Annotated in this window: 21 protein-coding genes; 13 read left to right on the top strand and 8 right to left on the bottom strand. The window is 68.2% G+C overall.

The genetic code is table 11. The features are described 5' to 3' along the window. The first annotated feature begins 55 nt into the window (after positions 1–55). The 4 genes from leuS to BM070_RS19480 all read left to right on the top strand — a co-directional run bounded on the left by leuS (position 56) and on the right by BM070_RS19480 (position 6,799). Entirely contained in the window at positions 56–2,737 is a 2,682-nt protein-coding gene (gene leuS / locus BM070_RS19495) for a leucine--tRNA ligase (protein WP_092941014.1), read from the top strand. A 47-nt stretch (positions 2,738–2,784) separates the two neighbouring features. Continuing rightward, positions 2,785–3,348 carry an LPS-assembly lipoprotein LptE gene (locus tag BM070_RS19490; RefSeq protein ID WP_092941013.1) on the top strand — a complete coding sequence of 188 codons (564 nt, stop codon included), beginning with the start codon at positions 2,785–2,787 and terminating at the stop codon, positions 3,346–3,348. A gap of 102 nt (positions 3,349–3,450) precedes the next feature. Further along, a complete protein-coding gene (holA, locus tag BM070_RS19485) occupies positions 3,451–4,503 on the top strand; it encodes a DNA polymerase III subunit delta (RefSeq protein ID WP_092941012.1) in 1,053 nt (350 codons plus the stop codon). Positions 4,504–5,029: 526 nt separating this feature from the next. Further along, the gene (locus tag BM070_RS19480) at positions 5,030–6,799 is read left to right on the top strand and encodes a methyl-accepting chemotaxis protein (protein ID WP_092941011.1); all 1,770 of its coding nucleotides are present in this window, start codon (positions 5,030–5,032) and stop codon (positions 6,797–6,799) included. Between the two features lie 147 nt (positions 6,800–6,946). Here BM070_RS19480 and BM070_RS19475 read toward each other — a convergent pair whose 3' ends face one another. The 8 genes from BM070_RS19475 to hemB form a co-directional block, all read right to left on the bottom strand. Beyond that, positions 6,947–8,599 (bottom strand): CehA/McbA family metallohydrolase domain-containing protein, encoded by a 1,653-nt coding sequence (locus tag BM070_RS19475; protein WP_092941010.1) that lies wholly within the window; start codon positions 8,597–8,599, stop codon positions 6,947–6,949. A gap of 509 nt (positions 8,600–9,108) precedes the next feature. Continuing rightward, positions 9,109–9,402, bottom strand: a complete 294-nt coding sequence (locus BM070_RS19470) for a hypothetical protein (protein WP_092941009.1) — start codon at positions 9,400–9,402, stop codon at positions 9,109–9,111. Positions 9,403–9,484: 82 nt separating this feature from the next. Next, positions 9,485–11,050 (bottom strand): DHA2 family efflux MFS transporter permease subunit, encoded by a 1,566-nt coding sequence (locus BM070_RS19465; protein ID WP_092941008.1) that lies wholly within the window; start codon positions 11,048–11,050, stop codon positions 9,485–9,487. Positions 11,051–11,068: 18 nt separating this feature from the next. Further along, positions 11,069–12,298, bottom strand: coding sequence for an HlyD family secretion protein (locus tag BM070_RS19460; RefSeq protein WP_092941007.1), 1,230 nt, complete (start codon positions 12,296–12,298; stop codon positions 11,069–11,071). A gap of 94 nt (positions 12,299–12,392) precedes the next feature. Further along, positions 12,393–13,985, bottom strand: a complete 1,593-nt coding sequence (locus BM070_RS19455; protein ID WP_092941006.1) for an efflux transporter outer membrane subunit — start codon at positions 13,983–13,985, stop codon at positions 12,393–12,395. Between the two features lie 46 nt (positions 13,986–14,031). Then, complete coding sequence (locus BM070_RS19450; RefSeq protein WP_092941005.1) at positions 14,032–14,544, bottom strand: MarR family winged helix-turn-helix transcriptional regulator; 513 nt, start codon at positions 14,542–14,544, stop codon at positions 14,032–14,034. A 177-nt stretch (positions 14,545–14,721) separates the two neighbouring features. Next, on the bottom strand, positions 14,722–15,972 hold the full coding sequence (locus BM070_RS19445; RefSeq protein WP_092941004.1) for a magnesium transporter CorA family protein: 1,251 nt from the start codon (positions 15,970–15,972) through the stop codon (positions 14,722–14,724). Between the two features lie 53 nt (positions 15,973–16,025). Then, a complete protein-coding gene (gene hemB, locus BM070_RS19440; protein ID WP_092941003.1) occupies positions 16,026–17,036 on the bottom strand; it encodes a porphobilinogen synthase in 1,011 nt (336 codons plus the stop codon). Between the two features lie 67 nt (positions 17,037–17,103). Between hemB and BM070_RS19435 the strand changes: the two genes are divergently transcribed. From BM070_RS19435 to BM070_RS19395, 9 genes are all read left to right on the top strand, one after another. After that, a complete protein-coding gene (locus BM070_RS19435) occupies positions 17,104–17,532 on the top strand; it encodes a CopD family protein (protein WP_092941002.1) in 429 nt (142 codons plus the stop codon). 34 nt (positions 17,533–17,566) lie between these two features. After that, positions 17,567–18,709 (top strand): VanZ family protein, encoded by a 1,143-nt coding sequence (locus BM070_RS19430; RefSeq protein WP_092941001.1) that lies wholly within the window; start codon positions 17,567–17,569, stop codon positions 18,707–18,709. A 9-nt stretch (positions 18,710–18,718) separates the two neighbouring features. Continuing rightward, positions 18,719–19,099: a (2Fe-2S) ferredoxin domain-containing protein gene (locus tag BM070_RS19425; protein ID WP_092941000.1), complete on the top strand. Its 381-nt coding sequence runs from the start codon at positions 18,719–18,721 to the stop codon at positions 19,097–19,099. A 104-nt stretch (positions 19,100–19,203) separates the two neighbouring features. Continuing rightward, the gene (locus BM070_RS19420; protein WP_092940999.1) at positions 19,204–19,851 is read left to right on the top strand and encodes an alpha/beta hydrolase; all 648 of its coding nucleotides are present in this window, start codon (positions 19,204–19,206) and stop codon (positions 19,849–19,851) included. 107 nt (positions 19,852–19,958) lie between these two features. Further along, positions 19,959–21,116: a D-alanyl-D-alanine carboxypeptidase family protein gene (locus BM070_RS19415; protein ID WP_092941156.1), complete on the top strand. Its 1,158-nt coding sequence runs from the start codon at positions 19,959–19,961 to the stop codon at positions 21,114–21,116. Positions 21,117–21,392: 276 nt separating this feature from the next. Beyond that, entirely contained in the window at positions 21,393–21,770 is a 378-nt protein-coding gene (rpsL, locus tag BM070_RS19410; RefSeq protein ID WP_015012185.1) for a 30S ribosomal protein S12, read from the top strand. Between the two features lie 168 nt (positions 21,771–21,938). After that, complete coding sequence (gene rpsG, locus BM070_RS19405; RefSeq protein WP_056668881.1) at positions 21,939–22,412, top strand: 30S ribosomal protein S7; 474 nt, start codon at positions 21,939–21,941, stop codon at positions 22,410–22,412. 95 nt (positions 22,413–22,507) lie between these two features. Continuing rightward, positions 22,508–24,610 carry an elongation factor G gene (gene fusA / locus BM070_RS19400; RefSeq protein ID WP_092940998.1) on the top strand — a complete coding sequence of 701 codons (2,103 nt, stop codon included), beginning with the start codon at positions 22,508–22,510 and terminating at the stop codon, positions 24,608–24,610. A gap of 217 nt (positions 24,611–24,827) precedes the next feature. Next, a partial coding sequence (locus tag BM070_RS19395) for a GTP-binding protein (protein WP_139222889.1) occupies positions 24,828–25,354 on the top strand: 527 nt, incomplete at its 3' end.

Raw genomic sequence — 25,354 nt, 5'->3', positions numbered from 1 at the left:
CGCTTTCCCCTCCCTTCTTCTTCAGCGGCCGTGCCCCCACCGGCCCCGCCTATCCATGCAAGACAAGTACCAACACACCGATGTCGAGCGCGACGCGCACAGCCACTGGGCGGCTTCCGATGCCTACCGCGTGACGGAGGACGAGAGCAAGCCCAAGTTCTACGCCTGTTCCATGCTGCCCTACCCCAGCGGCAAGCTGCACATGGGCCACGTGCGCAACTACACGATCAACGACATGCTCACGCGCCAGCTGCGCATGAAGGGCATGAACGTGCTGATGCCCATGGGCTGGGACGCCTTCGGCCTGCCGGCCGAGAACGCGGCGCTGAAGAACGGCGTGCCGCCGGCCAAGTGGACCTACGAGAACATCGCGTACATGAAGAAGCAGATGCAGTCGATGGGCCTGGCCATCGACTGGTCGCGCGAGATCGCCACCTGCGACCCGGACTACTACCGCTGGAACCAGTGGCTGTTCCTCAAGATGCTGGAAAAGGGCATCGCCTACCGCAAGACCCAGGTCGTGAACTGGGACCCGGTGGACCAGACCGTGCTGGCCAACGAGCAGGTGATCGACGGCCGCGGCTGGCGCACCGGCGCGCTGGTGGAAAAGCGCGAGATCCCGGGCTACTACCTGAAGATCACCGACTACGCCGAAGAGCTGCTGGGCTCCGTCACCGGCGACCAGCTGCCCGGCTGGCCCGAGCGCGTGAAGCTGATGCAGGAGAACTGGATCGGCAAGAGCGAGGGCGTGCGCTTCGCCTTCACGCACGACATCCGCGGCGATGACGGCGCGCTGATCGGCGACGGCCGCATGTACGTCTTCACCACGCGGGCCGACACCATCATGGGCGTCACCTTCTGCGCCGTGGCGCCGGAGCACCCGCTGGCCGCGCACGCCGCGCGCGGCAACGCCGAGATCGCCGCCTTCATCGAAGAGTGCAAGAGCGGCGGCACGACCGAGGCCGAGCTCGCCACGCAGGAGAAGAAGGGCGTGCGCACGGGCCTCACCGTCACCCACCCGCTGACCGGCGAGCCGGTGGAGGTCTGGGTCGGCAACTACGTGCTGATGAGCTACGGCGACGGCGCCGTGATGGGCGTGCCCGCGCACGACGAGCGCGACTTCGCCTTCGCGCTGAAGTACGGCATCGAGATCAAGCAGGTCGTGCTGGTCGATGGCGAGACCTACGACTACCACCGCTGGCAGGACTGGTACGGCGACAAGCAGCGCGGCGTCACCGTCAATTCCGACAGCTTCAGCGGCCTCTCCCACAAGGAAGCCGTGGCCGCCGTGGCCCACGCGCTGAACGAAAAGGGCCTGGGCGACCTCAAGACCACCTGGCGCCTGCGCGACTGGGGCGTGAGCCGCCAGCGCTACTGGGGCACGCCCATCCCCATCATCCACTGCGACGAGCACGGCGCCGTGCCCGTGCCCGAGAAGGATCTGCCCGTGGTGCTGCCGCAGGACTGCATCCCGGACGGCTCGGGCAACCCGCTGCACAAGCACGAAGGCTTCCACGCCGGCGTGACCTGCCCGGTGTGCGGCAAGCCCGCGCGACGCGAGACCGACACCATGGACACCTTCGTGGACTCGTCCTGGTACTTCATGCGCTATTGCGACCCGAAGAACAGCGAGGCCATGGTGGCCGAGGGCGCGAAGTACTGGATGCCCATGGACCAGTACATCGGCGGCATCGAGCACGCCATCCTGCACCTGCTGTACGCGCGCTTCTGGACCAAGGTCATGCGCGACCTGGGCCTGGTCACGGTCGATGAGCCCTTCACCCGCCTGCTCACGCAGGGCATGGTGCTCAACCACATCTATTCGCGCCGCACCGACAAGGGCGCCAAGGAATACTTCTGGCCGCACGACGTGGAGCATGTGCTGGATGAGGGCGGCAAGATCGTGGGCGCCAAGCTCAAGAACGCGGTGGGCGACCTGCCCGTGGGCACGCCGATCGACTACGAGGGCGTGGGCACCATGTCCAAGTCCAAGAACAACGGCATCGACCCGCAGGACCTGATCGAGAAGTACGGCGCCGACACGGCACGCCTCTACACCATGTTCACGGCCCCGCCCGAGGCCACGCTGGAGTGGAACGACGCCGCCGTCGAAGGCAGCTACCGCTTCCTGCGCCGCGTCTGGAACTTCGGCTACAAGCTCTCCGTGGCCGACCATTCCGTCGCCCTGGCCAGCGTGGCCGGCGCCAGCCGCCTGCAGGACGTGCCCTTCGGCAAGGAAGCCAAGGCCCTGCGCCTGGAGATCCACACGGTGCTCAAGCAGGTGGACTACGACTACCAGCGCATGCAGTACAACACCGTGGTCTCGGGCGCGATGAAGATGATCAACGCGCTGGAGAGCTTCAAGGCCATGGACAGCGCCGGCGCCCCGATCGCGCTGATCGAAGGCTTCGGCATCCTGCTGCGCGTGCTCTACCCCGCCACGCCGCACATCACCCATGCGCTCTGGAGCCGCCTGGGCTACGCCGGCGTGCTGGGCGACCTGCTCGACGCCGCCTGGCCGCAGGTGGACGAAAGCGCGCTGGTGCAGGACGAGATCGAGCTCATGCTGCAGGTGGGCGGCAAGCTGCGCGGCTCCATCCGCGTGGCCGCCGCCGCCGACAAGGCCGAGATCGAGCGTGTGGCCGTCGCGAGCGAGGACTTCCAGAAGTTCGCCGCCGGCGCCACGCCCAAGAAGGTCATCGTGGTGCCTGGCCGCCTGGTCAACATCGTGATCTGAGCCGGCGAGCCCCGCGACCGCCACCCCGCAGCAAGACAGGCAAGCCCATGCAGAAACGTACCCTCCTCACCCTGCTGGCGGCCGCGCCGCTGGCCGCCTGCGGCTTTCACCTGCGGGGCGCGCCGGAGTTCAGCTTCCGCTCGCTCTACGTGCAGTCGCCGCCCGGCCTGGGCGTGACCCGCGAGCTGCAGCGCACGCTGCTGGCCTCGGGCGGCAAGCTGCAGCTGCTGCTCGACGCCGCGCAGAAGCCGCAGGCCGATGCGGTGCTGGAGATCCTCTCCGAGCAGCGCGACCGCGTCATCGTCGGCGTGAACTCCTCCGGCCAGGTGCGCGAGCTGCAGCTGCGCCTGCGGCTGCGCTTTCGCCTCATCAACCGCCAGGGCGCGGAGCTGATCCCCGAGACGCCGCTCATGCAGCAGCGCGACGTGAGCTACAACGAATCGGTCGCCCTCTCCAAGGAAGGCGAAGAGGCGCTGCTCTACCGCAACATGCAGACCGACCTGGTGCAGCAGCTCATGCGGCGCCTGTCGGCCGTCAAGGCCGGCGCCGCCGCCACCGACGACGCACCGGCCGGCGCCACCACGCCGCCGGCCTCCGCGCCCATCGAGTGAGCGCGGCCAGCGGCCCGGTACCGGGCTGCTACTTTTTTGATAGCTTGAAGCGCGCATCCATGGCGCGCTGCAGGCATTTTTGACTGGTAAGAAGGGGTTGGCATGCAGATCGCGCTGAACCAGCTGGCTGCGCAGCTGCAAAAGGGCTTGCGCCCGCTCTACACCCTGCACGGCGACGAGCCGCTGCTGCAGCAGGAGGCGGCCGACGCCATCCGCGCCGCCGCGCGCGCCCAGGGCTACACCGAGCGCAGCAGCTACACCGTTGCGGGCGCGCACTTCGACTGGAGCGCCGTGCTGGCCGCGGGCGGCTCGCTCTCGCTCTTCGCCGACAAGCAGATCGTGGAGATCCGCATCCCCTCGGGCAAGCCCGGCAAGGACGGCAGCGTCGCGCTGCAGCAGATCGCCGCCTCGGCCGACGGCAACGACAGCACCCTCACCCTGGTACTGCTGCCGCGCCTGGACAAGGCCACCAAGACCGGCGCCTGGTTCGCCGCGCTCGAATCGCACGGCGCCTCGGTGCAGATCGACCCGGTGGATCGCGCGGCGCTGCCGCAGTGGATCGCCCAGCGCCTGGCCGCGCAGGGCCAGCGCGTGGCGCCGGGCGAAGAGGGCCAGCGCACGCTGCAGTTCTTCGCCGACCGGGTGGAGGGCAACCTGCTCGCCGCCCACCAGGAGATCCAGAAGCTCGCCCTGCTGCACCCGGCGGGCGAGCTTTCATGGAGCCAGGTCGAATCCGCCGTGCTCAACGTGGCGCGCTACGACGTGTTCAAGCTTTCCGAGGCCGTGCTCTCCGGCCAGGTGCTGCGCGTGCAGCGCATGCTCGACGGCCTGCAGGCCGAGGGCGAGGCCGAGGTGCTGGTGCACTGGGCGCTGGCCGAAGATATTAGGGCCCTCAAGCGCGTGAAGGACGCCGTCAACGCCGGCAAGCCGCTGCCCATGGCGCTGCGCGAGAACCGCGTCTGGGGCCCCAAGGAACGGCTCTTCGAGCGCATCGTGCCGCGCTTTTCCGACGCCGCCGCCGCGCGCCTCCTGCAGTCCGCCCACACGGTGGACGGCATCGTCAAGGGCCTGAAGGTGCCCGACTGGCCCGCCGACGGCTGGCAGGCCCTGCAGCGGCTGGCGCTGCAGCTGTGCAAGGCCTGCGCGGCGCGCTAGGCCGGGCAGGCAGGCAACGAGAAAGGGGCGCAGCAGCGCCCCTTTTTGCATCCACCTCAACGGTCCTCGGCGCTCCGGCACGCAGAGCGGGTTGGAGTCGCACCACAGGCTGCCTGTGCAGCGGCCGCAGGAAGGGGAAGCCCTGCAGGGCAAAGCCCACCGAGCCCAACACGTCGGCTTCGCGGGGCGCGCTGCACACCGGTGCGTGCCCGCGCAGCACCTGGGCAAACTCGGCGGCTTCGACGGCGGCAGGCTGCCGCCGGAGCTCGCGCTCGACACCCGGCTGAGGCTCAGACACGGCCCCGGCACGGACATCGGGCCGCAGACGGACGGCGAGCAGCATGCGCGGTGCCACTGGTGCTGAAGTTCTGTGCGCAGTCCATCGCAAGGGTTTTCCCCCGTACCAGGCGGATGCATCACGAGAGCCGATTCGCTTACTCTTGCAGTTTTGTAATTGAATGTTTCGGATTGCCTGGCGTCTTGACCGATCCCTGGTCCGAGTGCCTATCTGAATGCGGGAAATACGATGCAACTCGACGATATTTCTGTTTCACGCAAGCTCTGGTTTGCTTTCCTGGGCCTGATGATCGCCATGGCCGTGGTGTCTGCCACGGCGCAAAATCGCGGCAACGCGGCGATGGCCCGCGCCATGGATGCGGTGCTGGAGATTGATGGGCGTGTGGTGGCTGCCGTGCGCTGGCGCGGTGCGACGGAAACGATGGTCAATATGGTGGTCGGCGGCGCGGTGACCACCGACGCCGTGCTGGCCCAGCAGTACGACGCGCGCGTGAAGGAGATCGTCGGCGGCATCAACAAGATCCAGGAAAGCATTGTTGCCAGTGCTGTCGAACCGGACGAAAAGGCCGCGCTCGACAAGGTGCTGGCCGCGCGTGAAAAGGTACTGGCCGCCACGGCCAAGACGTGGGAACTCAAAGGTGCGGGCGACGGCGTGGAGACCCAGCGCTACGCCGATGAGCAGTTGACGCCCGTGGTGGAGCGCTATCTCAAGGCGCAGGACGACTTCATCTCCGTGCTGGAGCGCCGCCGCGGCGCCGTGCGCGAGGAGGCCACGGCCCGGCGCATCCGTTCCGGGGTGATCGGCGGCATCACGGCCTTGCTGCTGTTCGCCCTGGGCACGTTGACGGCGTGGTGGCTGGTGCGCTCCATCACCAGGCCACTGTGGCTGGCCGTCGAAACCACCAATGCCATCGCCGAAGGCGACCTGACACGTGAACTGCAATCCAGCCGCAAAGACGAACTCGGCCAGATGCTGCGCGCCCTGTCGGGCATGTCTGCCCGCCTGCGCAGCGTCGTCAGCGAAGTGCGCCAGGGCGTGGACTCCGTCTCCAGCGCCTCCATCGAAATCGCCAACGGCAACCACGACCTTTCAGCCCGCACCGAGCAAACCGCGGCCAACCTGGAAGAAACGGCTTCCAGCATGGAGGAGCTCACCGCCACCGTCACCCAAGCGGCAGACACCGCCCGCCAGGCCAACCAACTTGCAGGCACCGCCGCGCAGGCCGCAGCCCGTGGCGGAGAAGTCGTCGCCCAGGTGGTGTCCAGCATGCAGCAGATCACCGAAAGCAGCCGCAAGATCAGTGACATCATCGGTGTGATCGACGGCATCGCCTTCCAGACCAACATCCTGGCCCTGAACGCGGCCGTGGAAGCGGCCCGCGCTGGCGAGCAAGGCCGTGGCTTTGCCGTGGTGGCCAGCGAAGTGCGCATCCTGGCAGGGCGCAGCGCCGAAGCCGCCAAGGAAATCAAGACCCTCATCGGCCAATCGGTCGAAAACGTCGAGAGCGGCTCCGAGCAGGTTGTCCAGGCCGGCAAGACCATGGATGAAATCGTCTCTAGCGTGCGCCGCGTGAGCGACCTCATTGGAGAGATCACGGCCTCGTCTGGCGAGCAGCGCGATGGCATCGCCCAGGTCAACCAGGCCGTGGCCAACCTGGACCAGATGACCCAGCAAAACGCCGCGTTGGTGGAAGAGTCCACCGCCGCGGCAGCGTCCATGCGCGATCAGGCGCTGCGCCTGGCCGAAGTGGTGGCTGTGTTCAACGTGGGCGCCAGCGCGCGCAGCGCCGCGCCAGCCCCCACCCCCCGTGCCGCGGCCCCTGCAGCGCGCCTGGCCCCGGCGCCCACCCCAGCCGTGGCGGCGGTCAGGACGGCCGTGGCAGGCCGGCCCAAGGGCGCGCCATCGGCCAGGCTGACGGCCGGCGCCCCGGCCGCCGCGCCGGCCAAGGCCCCGGCCCCTGTGGCCAAAGGCAATGAAGATGAGTGGGAGAGCTTCTGAGACGGCCCCCCCCCCCCGCCGCTCACTCATCCATGTATTGCCGGGAGACGAGCTTGCCTTGCTGGCGCTGCAACTGTGCCGGGCTTGCGCGGCCAGCAATGAAAAAGGGGCGCCGCAGCGCCCCTTTCGCATTCACCTCGACGGGTCTCAGCGCACCGACACGAAGATCGGGTTGGAGTAGAACCAGAGGTTGCCGTAGTTGCGGTCGTTGATCTGGTCGTGGCGCTTGGCGTCGTCCGACGTGGTCACGGCCTTGTCGGACAGCGGCTCGCCGTTGGCGGTGAGGCCGGCCACGTTCTCGCCCACGTTGGTGCCGCGCAGGCGGAAGTACTGGTTCTTGACGATGGTGATCGGCAGTTCCATCACGTAGTAGCCCTCGGCGTCCTGCTTCCAGTCGGCGGCGGTGAACCGGCGCACCACGCGGGTGCTGGGGTTGGTGGCCTGCTGGTAGGCGGGCGTGCCGGGCTGCGCGCGCGGGCCCACGTCACCGGCGATCAGGTCGATGTGGTCCACCTTGGGCGTCATGTTGCCCAGGTTGCCGCTGGAGACCGGGCGCTGGTAGTTGTTGATGGGCGGGCTCTTGAAGCGGATGCGCACCGTCACGCTCTCGCCGGGCATGGCCTGGATCTCCTGGCCCATGACGGCCTTGCCGCTCAGTGCCGAGACGTTGAAGTCCAGCGCGTTGACCAGGTCGCCGAACACGCCGAAGGTGCGGCCCGAGCGCAGGCTGTCCACCAGGCCGCCGATGTTGCCTTCGTTCTTGGCGCTCTGCCAGACGTAGGTCTTGGCGTATTCGCCGGGGTAGTAGCCGCTGCTGTTGTTGTTCGAGTCGATCTCGAAGTGCGAGTCCGAGTCGGCGATGTTCCAGATGCGGCGGCCTTCGCCCAGCAGCGAGTCCCACACGCCGCCCAGCTGGGCCACGATGTAGTCGGTGCCGCCGTAGGTGCGGTTGGGCTTGTTGGCGTCGATGTAGGCCGAGGTGTAGCCGCCGCGGTCGGGTTCGAGCTGGTTGCCCACCATGCCTTCGATGGCGAACACGATCTTGGGCGCCAGGTCGTTCATCTGGCGGAAGTCGGCGATGGTGTATTTGTTCGGGTTGCGCGAGGGGTGGTTGATCAGCGCGTAGCTGTTGTCCGGGTACTTTTCCTTCAGCCAGGCGATGGCCTTCACGGCATCGTCGCCGGTCTGGTTGTAGCGCTGCGGGTACTGCGTCTTCCAGCGGGCCACGTCGGCCGGGTCGAACAGCGATTCGGAGGCGGTGGTGAAGAGGTACTGGAATTCCTTGGCCGCGTTGGCCGAGGTCTTCCAGCTGCCGGTGGCGCCTTCGAAGATGCCCACGCCCACGTGGTCATGCGTGGGCATGTCCCATTCGAAGGCCGAATAGATCAGCTTGCCCTTGTAGTTGCCGGCGTCCTGCAGCGCCTTGATGCGCGGCATTTCGTAGCTTTCCATGCCGTAGGCAAAAGCCTTGGGCGCGGGCAGCAGGTTGGCCGCGTTGTCGTACTTGGACGAGCGCAGGTGGTTGGTCACCGCCATCCAGTCCAGCCCGTAGCTGGTGAAGGCCTTGCCCAGCAGGAAGTCCAGCGTCTGCGTGGTGCGCGAATCGTCGGACTGCACGGTGTGGGTGTGCAGGTCGCCGGTGGTCCAGCGGCCTTGCTGTTCGGCCGCAGCCGTCGAGCCATTGCCGTCGCCGGAGCCGCCGCAGGCGGCCAGCAGCAGCACGGGCAGGGCCAGGGCGACGGCCAGGGGTAGCCGCGCACGGCGCAGCGAAGGGGGAAGGGTGTTGGCGGGGGAGGTCATGTCGTTGGTGTATGGTTTTTTCCGTGAAAGGCCCTGCATGGCGCGCACGGACGCTATTGCATGCATTGTTTGTATTTGTAAGAAATTAGCGTGAAATTGGTGTGACAGCCCATCCTGCGTGGCGGAAAGTCCACGCCGGTGGCGGTGTGCTGCCAAGGCGGGAGATGGGCGCGGTGCACGAGCCCCTGGCGCAGGCGGGCTGGGCGCGTCTTTGGATGCCGGCGTGCAAAGCGCCGGCCTGCCCGGGGATGGCTGCCGGGGCTGGGCCGCAGCGGGCGGCGGGCGGCGGCTGCGCCCTGCCGGACGATGCAGGAATGTGCAGCACCAGGCGGAGCGCGCGGGCCCCGCGTCCAGCCGCTCGCCCGTTCAGCTGTTCATCTATATGGAGCGGCTGGCAAAACCCAGCGAAGGGGTTCTGACGAGGCGCTGCATCGCAGGCAGTACGAGAGTCGTACGACCAGATGCGGCAAAGACGCCAGCAGGGTTGGGTTGGGTTGGGTTGGCCGCTTTTAGGCTCCCAGCACGCCGGCCGCCTTGCCGGCCCACATGCGCAGGCTGTCGATCAGGTCCTGCTGGCTGAACGAGCAGCTTTCCTCGGCGAAGAGCGCGCCGGATTCCAGCCGGTCCAGCAGGCCCAGCAGCACCTCGTCGTAGCGCGGCGGCAGGGCCTGGCGCAGTGCGGAGAGATCGCGCACCTGCGCGCTGAAGGCATGCGGCGCCAGCGTGCCCTGCTGCAGCCCCTCCAGGGCCTGGCCGAAGGCGGCGAGCTGCGTGGGGGCTTGGTGTGCGGTGGAATCGGTCATGGTGCGGCGTGGCGGGGGCGGAGGGAAGAGGGCCGAGGTTAGCGCCTCCCGCGGCCCTGCGCTGCCGCCCCGCCGGCGGACGTCAGTGTGCGCCTGCGGCCGCGTCGGCGCTGCCTTCGGTCACGCGCACCGGGTGCGCCAGCCAGACCAGCGGAATCAGCAGCAGGAACAGCACGGCCGACGCATAGAAGATGTCGTTGGCCGCCAGCATGAAGGCCTGCTGGTTCACCAGCCGCTCCACCTGGCCCAGCGCCTGCTGCTGCGTGAAGCCGCCGGCCTGCAGGCCCTGCAGCGTCTGCGTGACGGCGAGGCCGCCTTGCTGCAGCCCCTCGGTCAGCTGCGCATGGTGCAGCTCCGCGCGGCGCTCCCAGAGCGTGGTCGAGACCGATGTGCCGATGGCGCCGGCCGTGATCCGCATGAAGTTCGACAGCCCCGAGGCGGACGGGATGCGCTCGGGCGTGATCTCCGAGAGCGTGATGGTCACCAGCGGGATGAAGAAGAACGCCATGGCGATGCCCTGGATGATGGTCGGCACCATGATGGTCGTCAGGTCGGCCTGCGTGTTGAAGCGCGACCGCATCCACAGCACCAGCGCGAAGATCAGGAAGGCCAGCGTGGCGAAGCGGCGCGGGTCCACCTTGGAGATGTACTTGCCCACCACGGGCGAGAGCACCAGCGCCAGCAGGCCCACCGGCGCCAGCACCTCGCCGGCCTGCGTGGCGGTGTAGCCCATGTACTGCTGCAGCCAGAGCGGCAGCAGCACCACGTTGCCGAAGAAGAGGCCGTAGCCCACCGAAGTGGCCAGCGCGCCGGCCCAGAAGTTGCGGATCTTGAAGAGCGAGAGGTCCACCACCGGATGGTCCTCGCCGCGCTCCCAGAACATGAAGGCCAGAAAGCCCACCACCGCGACCACGCAGCAGGCGACCACCCAGGGCGAGGCGAACCAGTCGTGTTCCTTGCCGATGTCCAGCATCACCTGCATGGCGGACACCCAGATCACCAGCAGCGCCAGGCCGATGGAGTCGATGGGCAGCGAGCGCCGCTCGGTCTCGCGCTTGTGGAAGATGGCCCAGGTGACCAGCACCGCGCCGATGCCTACCGGCACGTTGATGTAGAAGATCCACGGCCAGCTCATGTTGTCGGTGATCCAGCCGCCCAGCAGCGGCCCCATCACCGGCGCGATCAGCGTGGTCATGGACCACATCGCCATCGCCAGCCCGGCCAGCGCCCGGGGGTAGCTCGACAGCAGCAGCGACTGCGACAGCGGGATCATCGGCCCGGCGACGAAGCCCTGCAGCGCGCGGAACGCGATCAGCGTGGCCATGTTGGGCGCGAGGCCGCACATGAGCGAGGCGATCACGAACAGCGTGACGCTGGCCACGAACAGGCGCACCTGCCCGAAGCGCTGCGACAGCCAGCCGGTGAGCGGCACGGCGATGGCGTTGGCCACCGCGAAGCTGGTGATGACCCAGGTGCCCTGCGTGGGGCTGACGCCCAGGTCGCCCGCGATGGCGGGCAGGGACACGTTGGCGATGGACGTGTCCAGCACGTTCATGAAGGTCGCGGCCGAGAGGGCCAGCGTGCCCCACATGCGCGCGCTGCCTTCCAGCGGAGGCGGCGGCAGGGAGCGTTGTTCGGGCGATGCCATGGTGGTGCCTGCCTGCGATCAGTGGCCGGCCGCGCCGGTGCCCAGGTTGGCGGCGATGACGCGATCGACCTCGGCGCTGGCGCCTTCGTCCAGGCCGCCATAGACGGCAGTCTGCGCCACCGGCGTGGAACGCGGCGTGGTGGGCAGCAGGGCGCCGTCGCGCTGCTGGGTGTTCACCGTCACGTCCATCGACAGGCCCACGCGCAGCGGGTGGTCCTTGAGCTGGGCGGGGTCGAGCGCGATGCGCACCGGCACGCGCTGCACCACCTTGATCCAGTTGCCGGTGGCGTTCTGCGCGGGCAGCAGCGCGAAGGCCGCACCCGTGCCCACGCCCAGGCCGGCGACGGTGCCGGTGTATTCCACCTTCTTGCCGTAGAGGTCGGCGGTGAGGGTGGCGGGCTGGCCGATGCGCAGGTTGCGCAGCTGGTTTTCCTTGAAGTTCGCGTCCACCCACACGCCGCTCAGCGGCACGATGGTCATCAGCGGCGCGCCCGGGGCCACGCGCTGGCCCAGCTGCACGGTGCGGCGGGCGACGTAGCCATCCACCGGGGCGGGCAGCTCGGTACGGCGCTCGGCGAGGTAGGCCTCGCGCACCTTGGCGGCGGCGGCCTGCACGCTGGGGTGCTGCTTGACGGCCAGGCCCTGGGTGAGCGACTGGTTGCTGGTCAGCTGGTCACGCGCGGCGGCGGCACCGGCTTGCGCTGCGGCCAGCGCGGTGCGGGCCGAATCCACTTGGCTGCGGGCGTGGTCCAGCTCTTCCTTGGAGACGGCGCCGTTGCCCGACAGCGACTGCCGGCGGCGCAGGTCGTCCTGCGCGCGGCTCAGGTCCGACTGGGCGCGGGCCACGTCGGCCTCGCGCAGGCGGATCTGCGCGGACAGCGCGCTGTTGTTCACGTAGAGCGTGCGCACCTGGCGCACGGCCTGGGCCAGGTTGGCCTCGGCCTGCTGCAGGGCCACGCGGGCGTCGGCCGGGTCCAGCTGCACCAGGGGCGAGCCGGCCTTCACGAAGTCGGTGTCGTCGGCCAGGATGGCCATGACGGTGCCGCCCGTCTGGGGCGTGATCTGGATCAGGTTGCCCTGCACGTAGGCGTTGTCGGTGTCCTCGTAGTGGCTGGCGACCAGCCAGTCATAGACGGCGGCGCCGGCGCCGGCCAGCACGACCACGGCGGCCAGCGTCAGGAGCGCCTTGCGGCGGGAGGCCTTCTTGTCTGCCGGCGAGGAGGAAGAGGGTTGCGATGCGTCGTTCATGATGGATGTCTGGGAAAGAAGGGGAGATGCGGGGCGTCGGGCCGGTCGTGTCGTGTGCCGCTTCGGGCCACTGGTCGGTGAGGGTGAGGCGCCGTCAGGGCGCGGTGGTGGCGGCTGCGGTCGTCGCCGTTGCCGCTGTGGCGGGGATGGCGCCCGCGGCGGGCTGCGCGCCGTCCTGCCAGCCGCCGCCCAGTGCGCGCATCAGCGCCACCTGGGTGTCGAGCCGGCGGGCGGCCAGGTCCACGGCCTGCCGGCGCTGGGCCAGCACGGCGGTCTCGGCCGAGAGCACGTTCAGGTAGTTGCCCAGGCCGGCCTGGTAGCGCTCGCGGGCCAGGGCCCAGGCGGATTCGGCGGCCTGCTGCGCCTGGCGCTGCTCGGCGATCTGGCGGTCGATGGCGCCGGAGGATGCGATCTGGTCGGCCGCGTCATGCACCGCGTCGAGCAGGGCAGCGTTGTAGCTCTCCACCGCGGCATCCAGGTCGGCTGACTTGCCGCGCAGGTTGGCGCGCAGGCGGCCCGCGTCGAAGATCGGCAGGCGGATGGCCGGGCCCACGCCCCATTCCTTGCTGCCCGCCCGGGCGAAGTTGTCCAGCCCGATGGTCGAAAGGCCCAGGAAGGCCGTGAGGTTCACGTTGGGATAGAACTGCGCGCGCGCCACGGCCACGTCCTGCGTGGCGGCCTCCACACGCCAGCGGGCGGCGGCCACGTCGGGCCGGCGGCCCAGCAGGTCGGCCGGCAGGCGCGTCGGGCTTGCTACGGAATGCAGAGCATCCAGCGAAGGCGCTGCCAGGGCCTGCGCCGCATTCGGGTCACCCACCAGGGCGCCCAGCGCATTGCGGGCCAGGGCCATCTGCTCGCGCAGGGCCTCGATCTGCTGGCGCGCCTCGGGCAGGCCGCCTTCGGCCTGGCGGCGTTCCAGTTGCGTGTCGAGCCCGGCGGTGAAACGGTCCTGCACCAGCTTCAGGGTTTCGCTGCGCTGGGCCAGCGTGCGTTCGGCCACGGCCAGCTGGGCCTGCAGGCGGGCCCACTGGATATAGCTGCGCGCCACGTTGGCGGCCAGCAGCAGGCGGGCGGACTGGGCCTCGGCCTGCGCGGCGTTGGCCGTGCCCAGCGCGGCCTGCAGGGCGGCGCGGTGCTCGCCGAAGAAGTCGATCTCCCAGCTGCCGGTCAGGCGCGCCGTGCCGCTGTTGTAGATGTTGCCGGCCAGCGGCGGCGGGTAGGGGCCGTTGGCGCTGTAGAGCTGGCGGTTCACGTCCAGGCTGCCGGTCAGGCGCGGGCCGTCGTTGGCGCGGGCCGATTCGGTGAAGGCATTGGCGCGCGCCACGCGGGCCTCGGCCTGCTTCAGGCTGGGATTGTTGGCGAGGGCGCGGTCGATCAGCGCATCGAGCTGCGCATCGCCGAAGCCGCGCCACCAGTCGGCCGGCACGGCGGCATCGACCTGCAGCGTGCCCGGGGCGGCGGGCGTGGCCGTGCCCAGGCCCAGCGAGGCGGCGTCGCGCATCGTGGCGTGCGAGGCGATGCCGGACATGTCGGCGCAGCCGGTCAGCCCGGGCAGGGCGGCGATGGCCAGCGCCAGCGTGGCGAAGTAGAGCGCGGCGCCCTGCAGGCGGCCGCGTGCCGGCGTGGCGGCCGACGAGGCATCGGCGGCGCTGGCGGGCTGGGAGGAGGGTTGGAGCTGGTTTTTCATGCTGTTGTGCTCAGGGAGAAAGGCGGGTGGGCTGCGGCGCTGCGCCTCAGGCGCCCGGGCCGGCGTCGTGGCCGGGGTCGAGCGTCTTGACGTTGTCGTAGAGGCGTGCGAGGTAGCCGCGCAGCTGCGCTTCTTCCTCGGCGCTGAAGCCCTGGAGCATGGAGCGCTGCATGCCCAGCAGCAGGTCCGGCAGCTGCTGCGCGGCGGCGCGGCCTTCGTCGGTCAGTTCGAGGTTGACGACGCGGCGGTCTTCCTGGGAACGCTCGCGGCGCACCAGGCCCTTGGTTTCCAGCCGGTCGAGCAGGCGCGTCATGCCGCCCGCGTCCAGCTGGCAGATGCGCGCCAGCGCGGCCACGGTGCCGGTCTGGTCCAGCAGCAGGCGCAGCAGCGGTTTCCACTGGGCATCGGTCAGGCCCAGGGGCTCGACCTGCCGGTCGATGTGGGCGGTCAGCAGCGTCACGATGCGCCGCAGCTGGTAGCCCATGTGCTGCTCCACGGGGTGCGGCGCGGGCAACTGGCGGTCCAGATAGACGGAGATGTCTTCGGAGGTGGAATTCATGCTGCCGATATTAATTGACTAGACAATTAATGTTCCGGCAGTGTTTGGCATGGCTGATATGGCGTCAGGGTTAATGCCGGATGCCCGTGAACCGCCGGGGCTGGCGCCCTGCTGCACGGCGGATGGGCGTGCAGCAGGGCGCGCCGATCGTGGCGAGGGTTGCGAGCGCCCGCTCCGTCAGTGTTGCCCGGTGCGCGCCAGGTAGCGCTTGCGCCAGAAGAGCGCGATGAGCGCGACGGCGATCACCGTCATCGAACCCATGGCCCACCAGAACCCGTCCTGCTTGTGGACGAGGGGGATGAATTCGAAGTTCATGCCGAAGATGCCGGCGATCAGGTTGAGCGGCAGGAACACGGCGGTGAGGGCCGTGAGGGTGCGCATGATGTCGTTGGTGCGGTTGCTCTGCACGCTGAAGTGCATCTGCACCGCGGTTTCGGTGCTCTGTTCGAGCCGGCGCACGTGGTGCACCACCCGCTCGATGTGCTCCAGCACGTCGCGGCTGCGGACCTTGAGCAGGTCCAGCTCGCGCAGCGCGGCCATGGTGTCGGGCGGCGTCCAGGTCTCCAGCGTGTCCACCCAGTCCTGCACGGCGGCGCGCTGGTCCTCGCAGATCTCGTCGAGCTGGTGCAGGGTCAGGCGGGCGTCGAGCAGCGCGCTCCAGTTGGCGAAGCGTGCGCGGGGCTTGAGCAACTCGGCCTGCCAGTGGTCGAGCTGGCGCGAGAGCTCGCGGCGCAGGTCGAGGTAGTTGTCCACGATCAGGTTGACCACGCGCAGCATCAGGTCGGCCGGGCTGGCCGGCAGGCGGCCGTTGGCCACCGGGGCGTTGCGCAGGTCGCGCGCGGCGGTTTCCGAGGCGCCGGCCTGTGACGCCGCCAGGCCGGGCGGCTGGTGCAGCCCCATGGAGCCGGCGGAGGCCGAGGCCGCCGCCACAGGTTGGGGCGGCGCCAGCAGGCGCGCGGCGAAGGCGTCGCGCACGGTGCAGTCTTCGGGGTGGACGGTGAGCAGCACCTGGTCGAACACGGCAAAGCCCACGGGGCTGGTGTCGATGCGCCGCAGCACCGGCGGGCCGCCGCGGCTGTCCAGCGCTGCTGCTTGGCCTGCGCCCGGGGGCACGGCGGTGGCGCACTGCGTGGCGGTGAGGCGGCGAAAGACCAGCACGTCGTACTGCGAGGTGTAGTCGTAGTGCGAAGGCAGCTGCGCGTTCAGCAGGTCGGAGACGTGCAGGTCCACCAGCTGCAGCCCGGCGGTGGCCTGCAGCACGGTCTGCAGCCGGGGCAGCGAGGCGCCGAAGGCCGGGCGGGTGCAGGCGATCCAGAAGAAGCCGCGCGCGGGCGGCGCGGCGGGCAGCTCGGGCAGCTCGCGCACGCTGCCGGGCTCGATGTGGAAGACGCGGATGGCGCCGGCTGCGGCGGAAGGGGTATCAGTCAAGACGGGCTCCAGCGCCCGTCCGGTGGGCGCCGACAGCTACCAGTTTAGTAGTGTCAGGCGCGGCGCAGCAGTCGGGCGGCATCCCGCGCGAAGTAGGTCAGCACGCCGTCCGCGCCCGCGCGCTTGAAGGCCAGCAGGCTTTCCATCATCACCGCGTCGTGGTCGAGCCAGCCGTTGGCGGCGGCGGCCTTGAGCATGGCGTATTCGCCGCTGACCTGGTAGGCGAAGGTGGGCACGCGGAACTCGTCCTTCACGCGGCGCACCACGTCCAGGTAGGGCATGCCGGGCTTGACCATGACCATGTCGGCGCCTTCGGCGATGTCCAGCGCCACTTCGCGCAGGGCCTCGTCGGTGTTGGCCGGGTCCATCTGATAGACGTTCTTGTCGGCCTTGCCCAGGGCGCCGCGCGTGCCCACCGCGTCGCGGAAGGGGCCGTAGAAGGCGCTGGCGTACTTGGCGCTGTAGGCCATGATGCGGGTGTGGACGTGGCCGTGCGCTTCCAGCGCGTCGCGGACGGCGCCGATGCGCCCGTCCATCATGTCGCTGGGCGCGACGATGTCCACGCCGGCCTCGGCATGCGCGAGCACCTGGCCCACCAGCAACTCCACCGTCTCGTCGTTGATGATGTAGCCGGTTTCGTCGAGCACGCCGTCCTGGCCGTGGCTGGTGTAGGGGTCGAGCGCCACGTCGGTCAGCACGCCCAGGTCGGGGAATTCCTTCTTCAGCGCTCGCACCACGCGCGGGATCAGGCCGTCGGGGTTGAGCGCTTCCTTGCCGTCGGGCGTCTTGAGCGACGGGTCCAGCGAGGGGAACAGCGCCAGCACGGGGATGCCGAGCTTGACGCAGTCCTCGGCCACGGGCAGCAGCAGGTCCAGGCTCAGCCGGTCCACGCCGGGCATGGAAGTCACGGCCTGGCGCAGGTTGGTGCCCTCGTGGACGAACACCGGGTAGATGAAGTCGTGCGGCGTGAGCGTGTTCTCGCGCACCAGGTTGCGGGTGAAGGCATCGCGGCGCAGGCGGCGCGGGCGGTTGGCGGGGAAGGGGGTGGGGCTGGACAGATGCATGCCCGAAATTGTGCGCCACATTGTCCCGGTAAGGGTCTGCGGGCGCTGCGGCCCGTACACTGCCCGCATGCTCTGGGTCAAAGCCTTCCACATCATCTTCGTGGCCAGCTGGTTCGCGGGCCTCTTCTACCTGCCGCGCATCTACGTCAATCTGGCCATGGTGCCGCCCGGCTCGTCGGCCGAGCGCGAGCGCCTGCTGCTCATGGCGCGCAAGCTGCTGCGCTTTACCACCTTGCTGGCCGTGCCGGCGCTGGGCCTGGGCCTGTGGCTCTACCTGGGCTACGGCATCGGCCGGGGCCCGGGCAACGGCTGGATGCACGCCAAGCTGGCCGTCGTGGTGCTGGCCGTGGGCTACCACCATACCTGCGCCGTGCTGCTGCGCAAGCTGATCCGCGGCGAGAGCCGGCGCAGCCACCGCTGGTTCCGCTGGTTCAACGAGGTGCCCGTGCTGCTGCTGACGGCCGCCGTGGTGCTGGTGGTGGTCAAGCCGTTCTGACCGTTCCCCGGCGCGGGAACCGAGGCGCTCCCCGATGCACAAGACCTCCGCCTGGCCCCTGGCGCTGCTCTATGCGGCGCTGATCGTCTTCGCCAGCCTGTTCCCGTTCGAGGGCTGGCGCGGCCAGGGCATCTCGCCCTGGGTGTTCCTGAGCGCGCCGCTGCCGCCGCCCTACTGGACGTGGTTCGACGTCAACATCAACGTGGCCGGCTACGCGCCGCTGGGCTTTCTGCTGGTGCTGGCCATGCTGCGCAGCGGCTGGCCGCGCCTGGCCGTCGTGCTGGCGGTGGCGGCCGGCACGCTGCTGTCGCTGTCGATGGAATTCCTGCAGATCTACCTGCCGCGCCGCGTGCCCTCCAACATGGACCTGGCGCTCAACGCCGCCGGCACCCTGCTGGGCGCGCTGCTGGCCTGGCTGCTGGAGCGGCTGGGCGCCATCGCCCGCTGGAACCGGCTGCGCGCGCGCTGGTTCGTGGCCGATGCGCGCGGCGCCCTGGTGCTGCTGGCGCTCTGGCCCATGGCGCTGCTGTTCCCGGCCGCCGTGCCCTTCGGCCTGGGGCAGATGTGGGAGCGGCTCGAAACCGGCCTGGCCGACTGGCTGGACGACACCCCGTTCCTCGACTGGCTGCCGCTGCGCACCGAGCCGCTGGAGCCGCTCTCGCCCGCGGCCGAACTGCTCGCCGTGCTGCTGGGCGTGCTCATCCCCTGCCTGCTGGGCTACTGCGTGGTGCGGCACCTGGGCCGGCGCGCGGTCTTCTCGGTGGGCATCGTCGCGGTCGGCGTGGCGGCCACGGCGCTGTCGGCGGCCATGAGCTGGGGCCCCACCCATGCCTGGGAGTGGATCACGCTGCCGGCGGAGCTGGGCGTGGCGGCCGGCCTGGGCGTCGCGCTGCTGCTGGTCGGCGTGCCCCGGCGCGCCTGCGCGGCCCTGCTGCTGCTGGCGCTGGCGCTGCACCTGAACCTGCTGAACCAGGCGCCCACCAGCGCCTACTTCGCCGAAACGCTGCAGGCCTGGGAGCAGGGGCGGTTCATACGCTTCTTCGGGCTGGGCCAGTGGCTGGGCTGGCTATGGCCCTACGCCGCGCTGGCCTATGTGCTGCTGCGCGTCTCCAGCCGCGAGCGGGAGGCGCCGCTCGTCCCGCCCGCCCCGCAGGGGCCGCCGCAGGGCCCGTCCTAGAATGCCGCCATGAGCGACACCCCTACCCAGCCCCTGGCGGCAGCGGCTCCGGCGCCCGCTGTCCCCGGCTACTACGAACGCCACATCTTCTTCTGCCTGAACGACCGCACCAACGGCGAATCCAGCTGCGCGCACTACGGCGCCCAGGCGGCCTTCGACCACTGCAAGGCGCAGGTCAAGGCGGCCAAGCTCTCCGGCCCCGGCAAGGTGCGCGTGAACAAGGCCGGCTGCCTGGACCGCTGCGCGGGCGGCCCCATCGCCGTGGTCTATCCCGAAGGCACCTGGTACACCTTCGTGGACAACGGCGACATCGACGAGATCGTCGAATCGCACCTGAAGAACGGCCAGATCGTCGAACGCCTGCTCACGCCGCCGGAACTTGGCCGCTGAAACGGGCTCTGTCCCCGCTGGCGACGCAGATATCTTCCTCAAGAGTTTTCGGCATCCAGCCCTGGTTCGACTCGGGCGGATTGCTATTGAATTGGTAGTAAAAATTGAACGCCCAGACTGAACGCCTGACCCTGGAAGGCCCCGCCGGTGCCATCGAGGCCGTGCGCGATGCGGCCACGGTGCCCGAGGGCGGCAGCGCCCGCGGCGTGGCCGTCATCGCCCATCCGCATCCGCTCTTCGGCGGCACCATGGACAACAAGGTCGTGCAGACGCTGGCGCGCGCCTTCGTCGCCAGCGGCTGGACGGCGGTGCGCTTCAACTTCCGGGGCGTGGGCGCCACGGCCGGTGCCTACGACGAAGGCCGGGGCGAGCTCGAAGACCTGCTGGCCGTGGTGCGGCAGGTGGCGCCGCAGGGGACGCTGGCGCTGGCCGGTTTCTCGTTCGGCGCCTTCGTCACCAGCCACGCGCTGGCGCGCCTCTGGGCCGAGCGCGAGGCCGACATCGACCGCGCCGTGCTGGTCGGCACCGCCGCCAGCCGCTTCAGCGTCGCGCCCGTGCCGCCCGAGGCCCACCTGCGCACCCTGGTCGTGCACGGCGAGGCCGACGACACGGTGCCCCTCGCCTCGGTGATGGACTGGGCGCGCCCGCAGATACTGCCCGTTACCGTCGTGCCCGGGGGCGGCCATTTCTTTCACGGACAATTGCCGCTGCTCAAGAACCTGGTGGTGCGCCACCTTCAATCCCGCCTGTGAGGCGGCCCGCGCGGCCGCTTCCGGCGCGCCGCGTTCCGCTCCGCCTCGCTCTTTCCTCTTTCCCTTTCTCCCTTTCGATCCAAGTGCAAATCTCCATCCAGTCCTTCATGCCATCGTTGCGAAACCTCGTCGGCGCGGCCCTGCTCGCGCCCGCCGTGCTCTGGGCCCAGGTGCAGGCGCCCCAGCCGCCCGAGATCGCCGCGCGCAACTACCTGCTGCTGGACGTGACGGCCAACCAGGTGCTGGCGGCCAAGGACATCGACGCGCCCGTCGAGCAGGCCTCGCTCACCAAGCTCATGAGCGCCTACCTGGTGTTCGACGCGCTGCGCGCCAAGAAGATCACGCTGGATCAGAAGCTGCCCGTGAGCGTGCGCGCCTGGAAGATGCCCGGCTCGCGCATGTTCATCGACCCCAAGATGCAGGTGCCGGTCGAGGACCTCATCAAGGGCATGATCGTGCAGTCCGGCAACGACGCCACCATGGCCCTGGCCGAAGGCGTGGGCGGCACGGCCGAGAACTTCGTCAAGCTGATGAACGACCAGGCCCAGGCCCTGGGCATGAAGAACACGGCCTACAAGAACCCCGAAGGCCTGACCGAGCCCGGCCACGTCACCACCGCGCGCGACCTGAGCATCCTCGCCACGCGGCTGATGAAGGACTTCCCGGAGTACATGCACTACTACGCGACCAAGCACTACGCGTATCCGGGCACGCCCCCTTCCAACGGCAACAACCGCAATGCGCTGCTGTTCCGCGATCCCACGGTGGACGGCCTGAAGACCGGCCACACGGCGGCCGCCGGCTACTGCCTGGTGGCCACGGCCAAGCGTGAATTCCCCAACGTCGGCCAGCGCCGCCTGCTCTCCATCGTGCTGGGCACGGCCAGCGAAAGCGCCCGCGCCAACGAAAGCCAGAAGCTGCTGAACTGGGGCTACACGGCCTTCGACGCGGTCAAGCTGTTCGACGCCGGCCAGCCGGTCGCCACGCCGGCCGTCTGGAAGGGCAAGCAGAACACGCTCAAGATCGGCCGCCCCGAAGCCATCGTCGTCACCGTTCCCTCGGGCAGCGCCGGCAAGGTCACCACGCAGATCGTGCGCCAGGACCCGCTGGTGGCCCCGTTCACGCAGGGCCAGTCGGTGGGCACGCTCAAGGTCTCGCTGGGCGAGCAGCAGATCGCCGAAGTGCCGCTGGTGGCGCTGGAGCCCGTCGAGCAGGCTGGCATCTTCGGCCGCGCCTGGGACGCCATCCGCCTCTGGATCAAGTAAGTAAGCAAGCCAGCAGCCCCGCGCTGCCTCGCCTGCAAGGGCGGGGCGCCCCTGGCCCTTGGAACGCCCGCCCTGCCTGCAGCGCGGGCGTTTTGCCGTGGACGTCGGAAAATGCTTGGGGCGGGTCACGCCATCAAGCCTGTACGGATTGCCTCCCAGGGGCTGACCTGCTACATTAGAAGGCTTTTCGGAATTTCCGAAGGGATTCACGCGTTTTCGTGTTCACGAAGCCGTCACGGCTTACACGAAACATTTCACGTTTAGGGACGTATTTCAATGCCAACCATCAATCAACTGGTCCGTCAGGGGCGCGAGGTCGAAAAGACCAAGTCCAAGAGCCCCGCGATGGAAAACTCTCCTCAGCGCCGTGGCGTGTGCACCCGTGTGTACACCACGACGCCCAAGAAGCCTAACTCCGCTCTGCGTAAGGTCGCCAAGGTGCGCCTGACCAACGGCTTCGAAGTCATCTCCTACATCGGCGGCGAAGGCCACAACCTGCAGGAACACAGCGTGGTGCTGGTCCGCGGCGGCCGTGTCAAGGACTTGCCCGGTGTGCGTTACCACATCGTGCGTGGCTCGCTCGACTTGCAAGGCGTGAAAGACCGCAAGCAAGCGCGCTCCAAGTACGGTGCCAAGAAGCCCAAGGCCAAGTAAGCCCTGCGCTTTCTGCACAAGAATTTTCGGTGCTGTTCCCGCGTGGCGCGGTGAAGCAGCGTAGTGACCCCAAACGCAGACGTTCTGCGCGGGTCGAGTAAGTGGGAGTCCTGCTGACTCTCGCGGTGCCTGGAAGGGCGCCAACTGAAGCAAAGATAGAGGTGAAAAATGCCACGTCGTCGCGAAGTCCCCAAACGTGAAATCCTGCCGGACCCGAAGTTCGGCAACGTCGAGCTGTCCAAATTCATGAACGTGATCATGGAAGGCGGCAAGAAGGCAGTTGCAGAGCGCATCATCTACGGTGCCCTGGAACTGATCGAGAAGAAGCATCCCGACAAGGACCCCCTGGAAGCCTTCACCGTTGCCATCAACAATGTGAAGCCCATGGTCGAAGTGAAGTCCCGCCGCGTTGGCGGTGCCAACTACCAGGTGCCCGTCGAAGTGCGCCCCGTGCGTCGTCTGGCCCTGTCGATGCGCTGGATCAAGGAAGCCGCCCGCAAGCGCGGTGAGAAGTCGATGGCGCAACGCCTGGCCAACGAGCTGCTGGAAGCCACCGAAGGCCGTGGCGGTGCGATGAAGCGCCGTGACGAAGTGCACCGGATGGCCGAAGCCAACAAGGCATTCAGCCACTTCCGCTTCTAAGTCCGAGTTTCGTCCTCATATCTCGAAGGCTGGGAGCCCGACCTGCCAACATCCATTGGCGGGCGGGCTCTTGGCCGTTAAACGAAAGAAACATCATGGCACGCAAGACCCCCATCGAGCGCTACCGCAACATCGGTATCTCGGCCCACATCGACGCTGGCAAGACCACGACGACCGAACGTATCCTGTTCTACACCGGTGTGAACCACAAGATCGGTGAAGTTCACGACGGCGCTGCCACCATGGACTGGATGGAGCAGGAACAAGAGCGCGGCATCACGATCACGTCGGCTGCCACGACCTGCTTCTGGAAGGGCATGGACATGTCCTACCCCGAGCACCGCTTCAACATCATCGACACCCCCGGCCACGTGGACTTCACCATCGAGGTGGAGCGTTCCATGCGCGTGCTGGACGGCGCCTGCATGGTGTACTGCGCCGTGGGTGGCGTGCAGCCCCAGTCGGAAACCGTCTGGCGCCAGGCCAACAAGTACAAGGTGCCCCGTCTCGCGTTCGTCAACAAGATGGACCGTACCGGCGCCAACTTCTTCAAGGTCTATGACCAGATGCGTCTGCGCCTGAAGGCCAACCCCGTGCCCGTGGTGATCCCGATCGGCGCCGAAGACAACTTCACCGGCGTGGTCGATCTGCTGAAGATGAAGGCCATCATCTGGGACGAAGCTTCCCAGGGCATGAAGTTCGAATACAAGGACATCCCTGCCGAACTCGTCGAGTCCGCCAAGGAATGGCGCGAGAAGATGGTCGAGGCCGCTGCCGAAGCCTCCGAAGAGCTGATGAACAAGTACCTGGAAGAGGGTGACCTCTCCGAGGAAGAGATCAAGGCAGGCCTGCGCACGCGCACCATCGCCACCGAGATCCAGCCGATGCTGTGCGGCACCGCGTTCAAGAACAAGGGCGTGCAGCGCATGCTGGACGCCGTGATCGACTATCTGCCGGCGCCGACGGACATCGAGGACGTCAAGGGTACCGACGAAGACGAAAACCCCGTGACCCGCAAGGCGGATGACAGCGAGAAGTTCTCCGCGCTGGCTTTCAAGCTGATGACCGACCCGTTCGTGGGCCAGCTGACCTTCGTGCGCGTCTATTCCGGCGTGCTGACCAAGGGCGACACCGTCTACAACTCGATCAAGGGCAAGAAGGAGCGTATCGGCCGTATCGTGCAGATGCACGCCAACGAGCGGATCGAAGTCGAAGAAATCCGTGCCGGCGACATCGCTGCCTGCGTGGGCCTGAAGGACGTGACGACCGGCGAAACGCTGAGCGATCTCGAATCCCAGATCATCCTGGAGCGCATGGTGTTCCCCGAGCCCGTGATCACGCAGGCCGTCGAACCCAAGACCAAGACCGACCAGGAAAAGATGGGCATCGCCCTGCAGCGCCTGGCCGCCGAAGATCCGTCGTTCCGCGTCAAGACCGACGAAGAATCGGGCCAGACCCTGATCGCCGGCATGGGTGAGCTCCACCTGGAAATCATCGTGGACCGCATGAAGCGCGAATTCGGCGTGGAAGCCAACGTGGGCAAGCCCCAGGTGGCCTACCGCGAAACCATCCGCAAGACGGTGGAAGAAGCCGAAGGCAAGTTCGTGCGCCAGTCCGGCGGCAAGGGCCAGTACGGCCACGTCGTGCTCAAGATCGAGCCGAACGAAGCCGGCAAGGGCAACGAATTCGTCGATGCCATCAAGGGCGGTGTGGTTCCTCGCGAATTCATCCCGGCCGTGGAAAAGGGCTTCAACGAAGCCGTGACGCAAGGCGTGCTGGCCGGCTACCCGGTGGTGGACGTCAAGGTCACGCTGCACTTCGGTTCGTACCACGATGTGGACTCGAACGAACTGGCGTTCAAGATGGCTGCCATCTTCGGCTTCAAGGAAGGCTGCAAGAAGGCCGGTCCCGTCATCCTCGAGCCCATGATGGCCGTGGAAGTCGAGACGCCTGAAGACTACGCCGGTACCGTGATGGGCGACCTGTCCTCGCGTCGCGGCATGGTGCAGGGCATGGACGACATGGTCGGCGGCGGCAAGGTCATCAAGGCCGAAGTCCCCCTGTCCGAAATGTTCGGCTACTCGACCTCGCTGCGCTCCGCAACGCAAGGCCGTGCCACCTACACGATGGAATTCAAGCACTACAGCGAAGCACCTCGCAACGTGTCCGAAGCCATCATGGCCGCTCGCGCCAAGTAAGGCGCGTGCAGGGCGGGCCGCTCACGCGGCCGGCCCTGCGGTTTCGAGAGAAACACGCTGCCAGCGCGCATCCTATGTGTGCTGGCAGCTATGAATTCAGTAGCAAGATTCTTGCAATCTGCGACCCGGTGCCGTCCTGTTGCCCTGTGCGGGACGATTCAGCAACCGAGTGCAGACGTTAAACCCTGACACAGGCATTGCTCTTTGGAGATTCAAAATGGCAAAAGGTAAGTTCGAACGTACCAAGCCCCACGTCAACGTGGGCACGATCGGCCACGTGGACCATGGCAAGACGACGCTGACGGCAGCGATCGCCACGGTGCTGTCCGCCAAGTTCGGCGGCGAAGCCAAGAAGTACGACGAAATCGACGCGGCTCCTGAAGAAAAGGCCCGCGGCATCACCATCAACACCGCTCACGTGGAATACGAAACGGCCAACCGCCACTACGCCCACGTGGACTGCCCCGGCCACGCCGACTACGTCAAGAACATGATCACTGGCGCCGCCCAGATGGACGGCGCCATCCTGGTGTGCTCGGCCGCTGACGGCCCGATGCCCCAGACCCGCGAGCACATCCTGCTGGCTCGTCAGGTGGGCGTGCCCTACATCATCGTGTTCCTGAACAAGTGCGACATGGTGGACGACGAAGAACTGCTGGAACTGGTGGAAATGGAAGTCCGCGAACTGCTGGACAAGTACAACTTCCCCGGCGACGACACCCCGATCATCCGCGGTTCCGCCAA

Source organism: Paracidovorax wautersii, assembly GCF_900113035.1.
GTDB classification, from domain to species: Bacteria; Pseudomonadota; Gammaproteobacteria; order Burkholderiales; family Burkholderiaceae_C; genus Paracidovorax; species Paracidovorax wautersii.
Note: the sequence above shows the minus strand (reverse complement) of the source record. Positions and strands in the feature narration are given on the sequence as shown.

Coding starts and splice junctions, on each gene's coding strand:
- leuS (WP_092941014.1), top strand. CDS start 56: ATGCAAGACAAGTACCAACACACCGATGTCGAGCGCGACGCGCACAGC.
- BM070_RS19490 (WP_092941013.1), top strand. CDS start 2,785: ATGCAGAAACGTACCCTCCTCACCCTGCTGGCGGCCGCGCCGCTGGCC.
- holA (WP_092941012.1), top strand. CDS start 3,451: ATGCAGATCGCGCTGAACCAGCTGGCTGCGCAGCTGCAAAAGGGCTTG.
- BM070_RS19480 (WP_092941011.1), top strand. CDS start 5,030: ATGCAACTCGACGATATTTCTGTTTCACGCAAGCTCTGGTTTGCTTTC.
- BM070_RS19475 (WP_092941010.1), bottom strand. CDS start 8,599: ATGACCTCCCCCGCCAACACCCTTCCCCCTTCGCTGCGCCGTGCGCGG.
- BM070_RS19470 (WP_092941009.1), bottom strand. CDS start 9,402: ATGACCGATTCCACCGCACACCAAGCCCCCACGCAGCTCGCCGCCTTC.
- BM070_RS19465 (WP_092941008.1), bottom strand. CDS start 11,050: ATGGCATCGCCCGAACAACGCTCCCTGCCGCCGCCTCCGCTGGAAGGC.
- BM070_RS19460 (WP_092941007.1), bottom strand. CDS start 12,298: ATGAACGACGCATCGCAACCCTCTTCCTCCTCGCCGGCAGACAAGAAG.
- BM070_RS19455 (WP_092941006.1), bottom strand. CDS start 13,985: ATGAAAAACCAGCTCCAACCCTCCTCCCAGCCCGCCAGCGCCGCCGAT.
- BM070_RS19450 (WP_092941005.1), bottom strand. CDS start 14,544: ATGAATTCCACCTCCGAAGACATCTCCGTCTATCTGGACCGCCAGTTG.
- hemB (WP_092941003.1), bottom strand. CDS start 17,036: ATGCATCTGTCCAGCCCCACCCCCTTCCCCGCCAACCGCCCGCGCCGC.
- BM070_RS19435 (WP_092941002.1), top strand. CDS start 17,104: ATGCTCTGGGTCAAAGCCTTCCACATCATCTTCGTGGCCAGCTGGTTC.
- BM070_RS19430 (WP_092941001.1), top strand. CDS start 17,567: ATGCACAAGACCTCCGCCTGGCCCCTGGCGCTGCTCTATGCGGCGCTG.
- BM070_RS19425 (WP_092941000.1), top strand. CDS start 18,719: ATGAGCGACACCCCTACCCAGCCCCTGGCGGCAGCGGCTCCGGCGCCC.
- BM070_RS19415 (WP_092941156.1), top strand. CDS start 19,959: ATGCCATCGTTGCGAAACCTCGTCGGCGCGGCCCTGCTCGCGCCCGCC.
- rpsL (WP_015012185.1), top strand. CDS start 21,393: ATGCCAACCATCAATCAACTGGTCCGTCAGGGGCGCGAGGTCGAAAAG.
- rpsG (WP_056668881.1), top strand. CDS start 21,939: ATGCCACGTCGTCGCGAAGTCCCCAAACGTGAAATCCTGCCGGACCCG.
- fusA (WP_092940998.1), top strand. CDS start 22,508: ATGGCACGCAAGACCCCCATCGAGCGCTACCGCAACATCGGTATCTCG.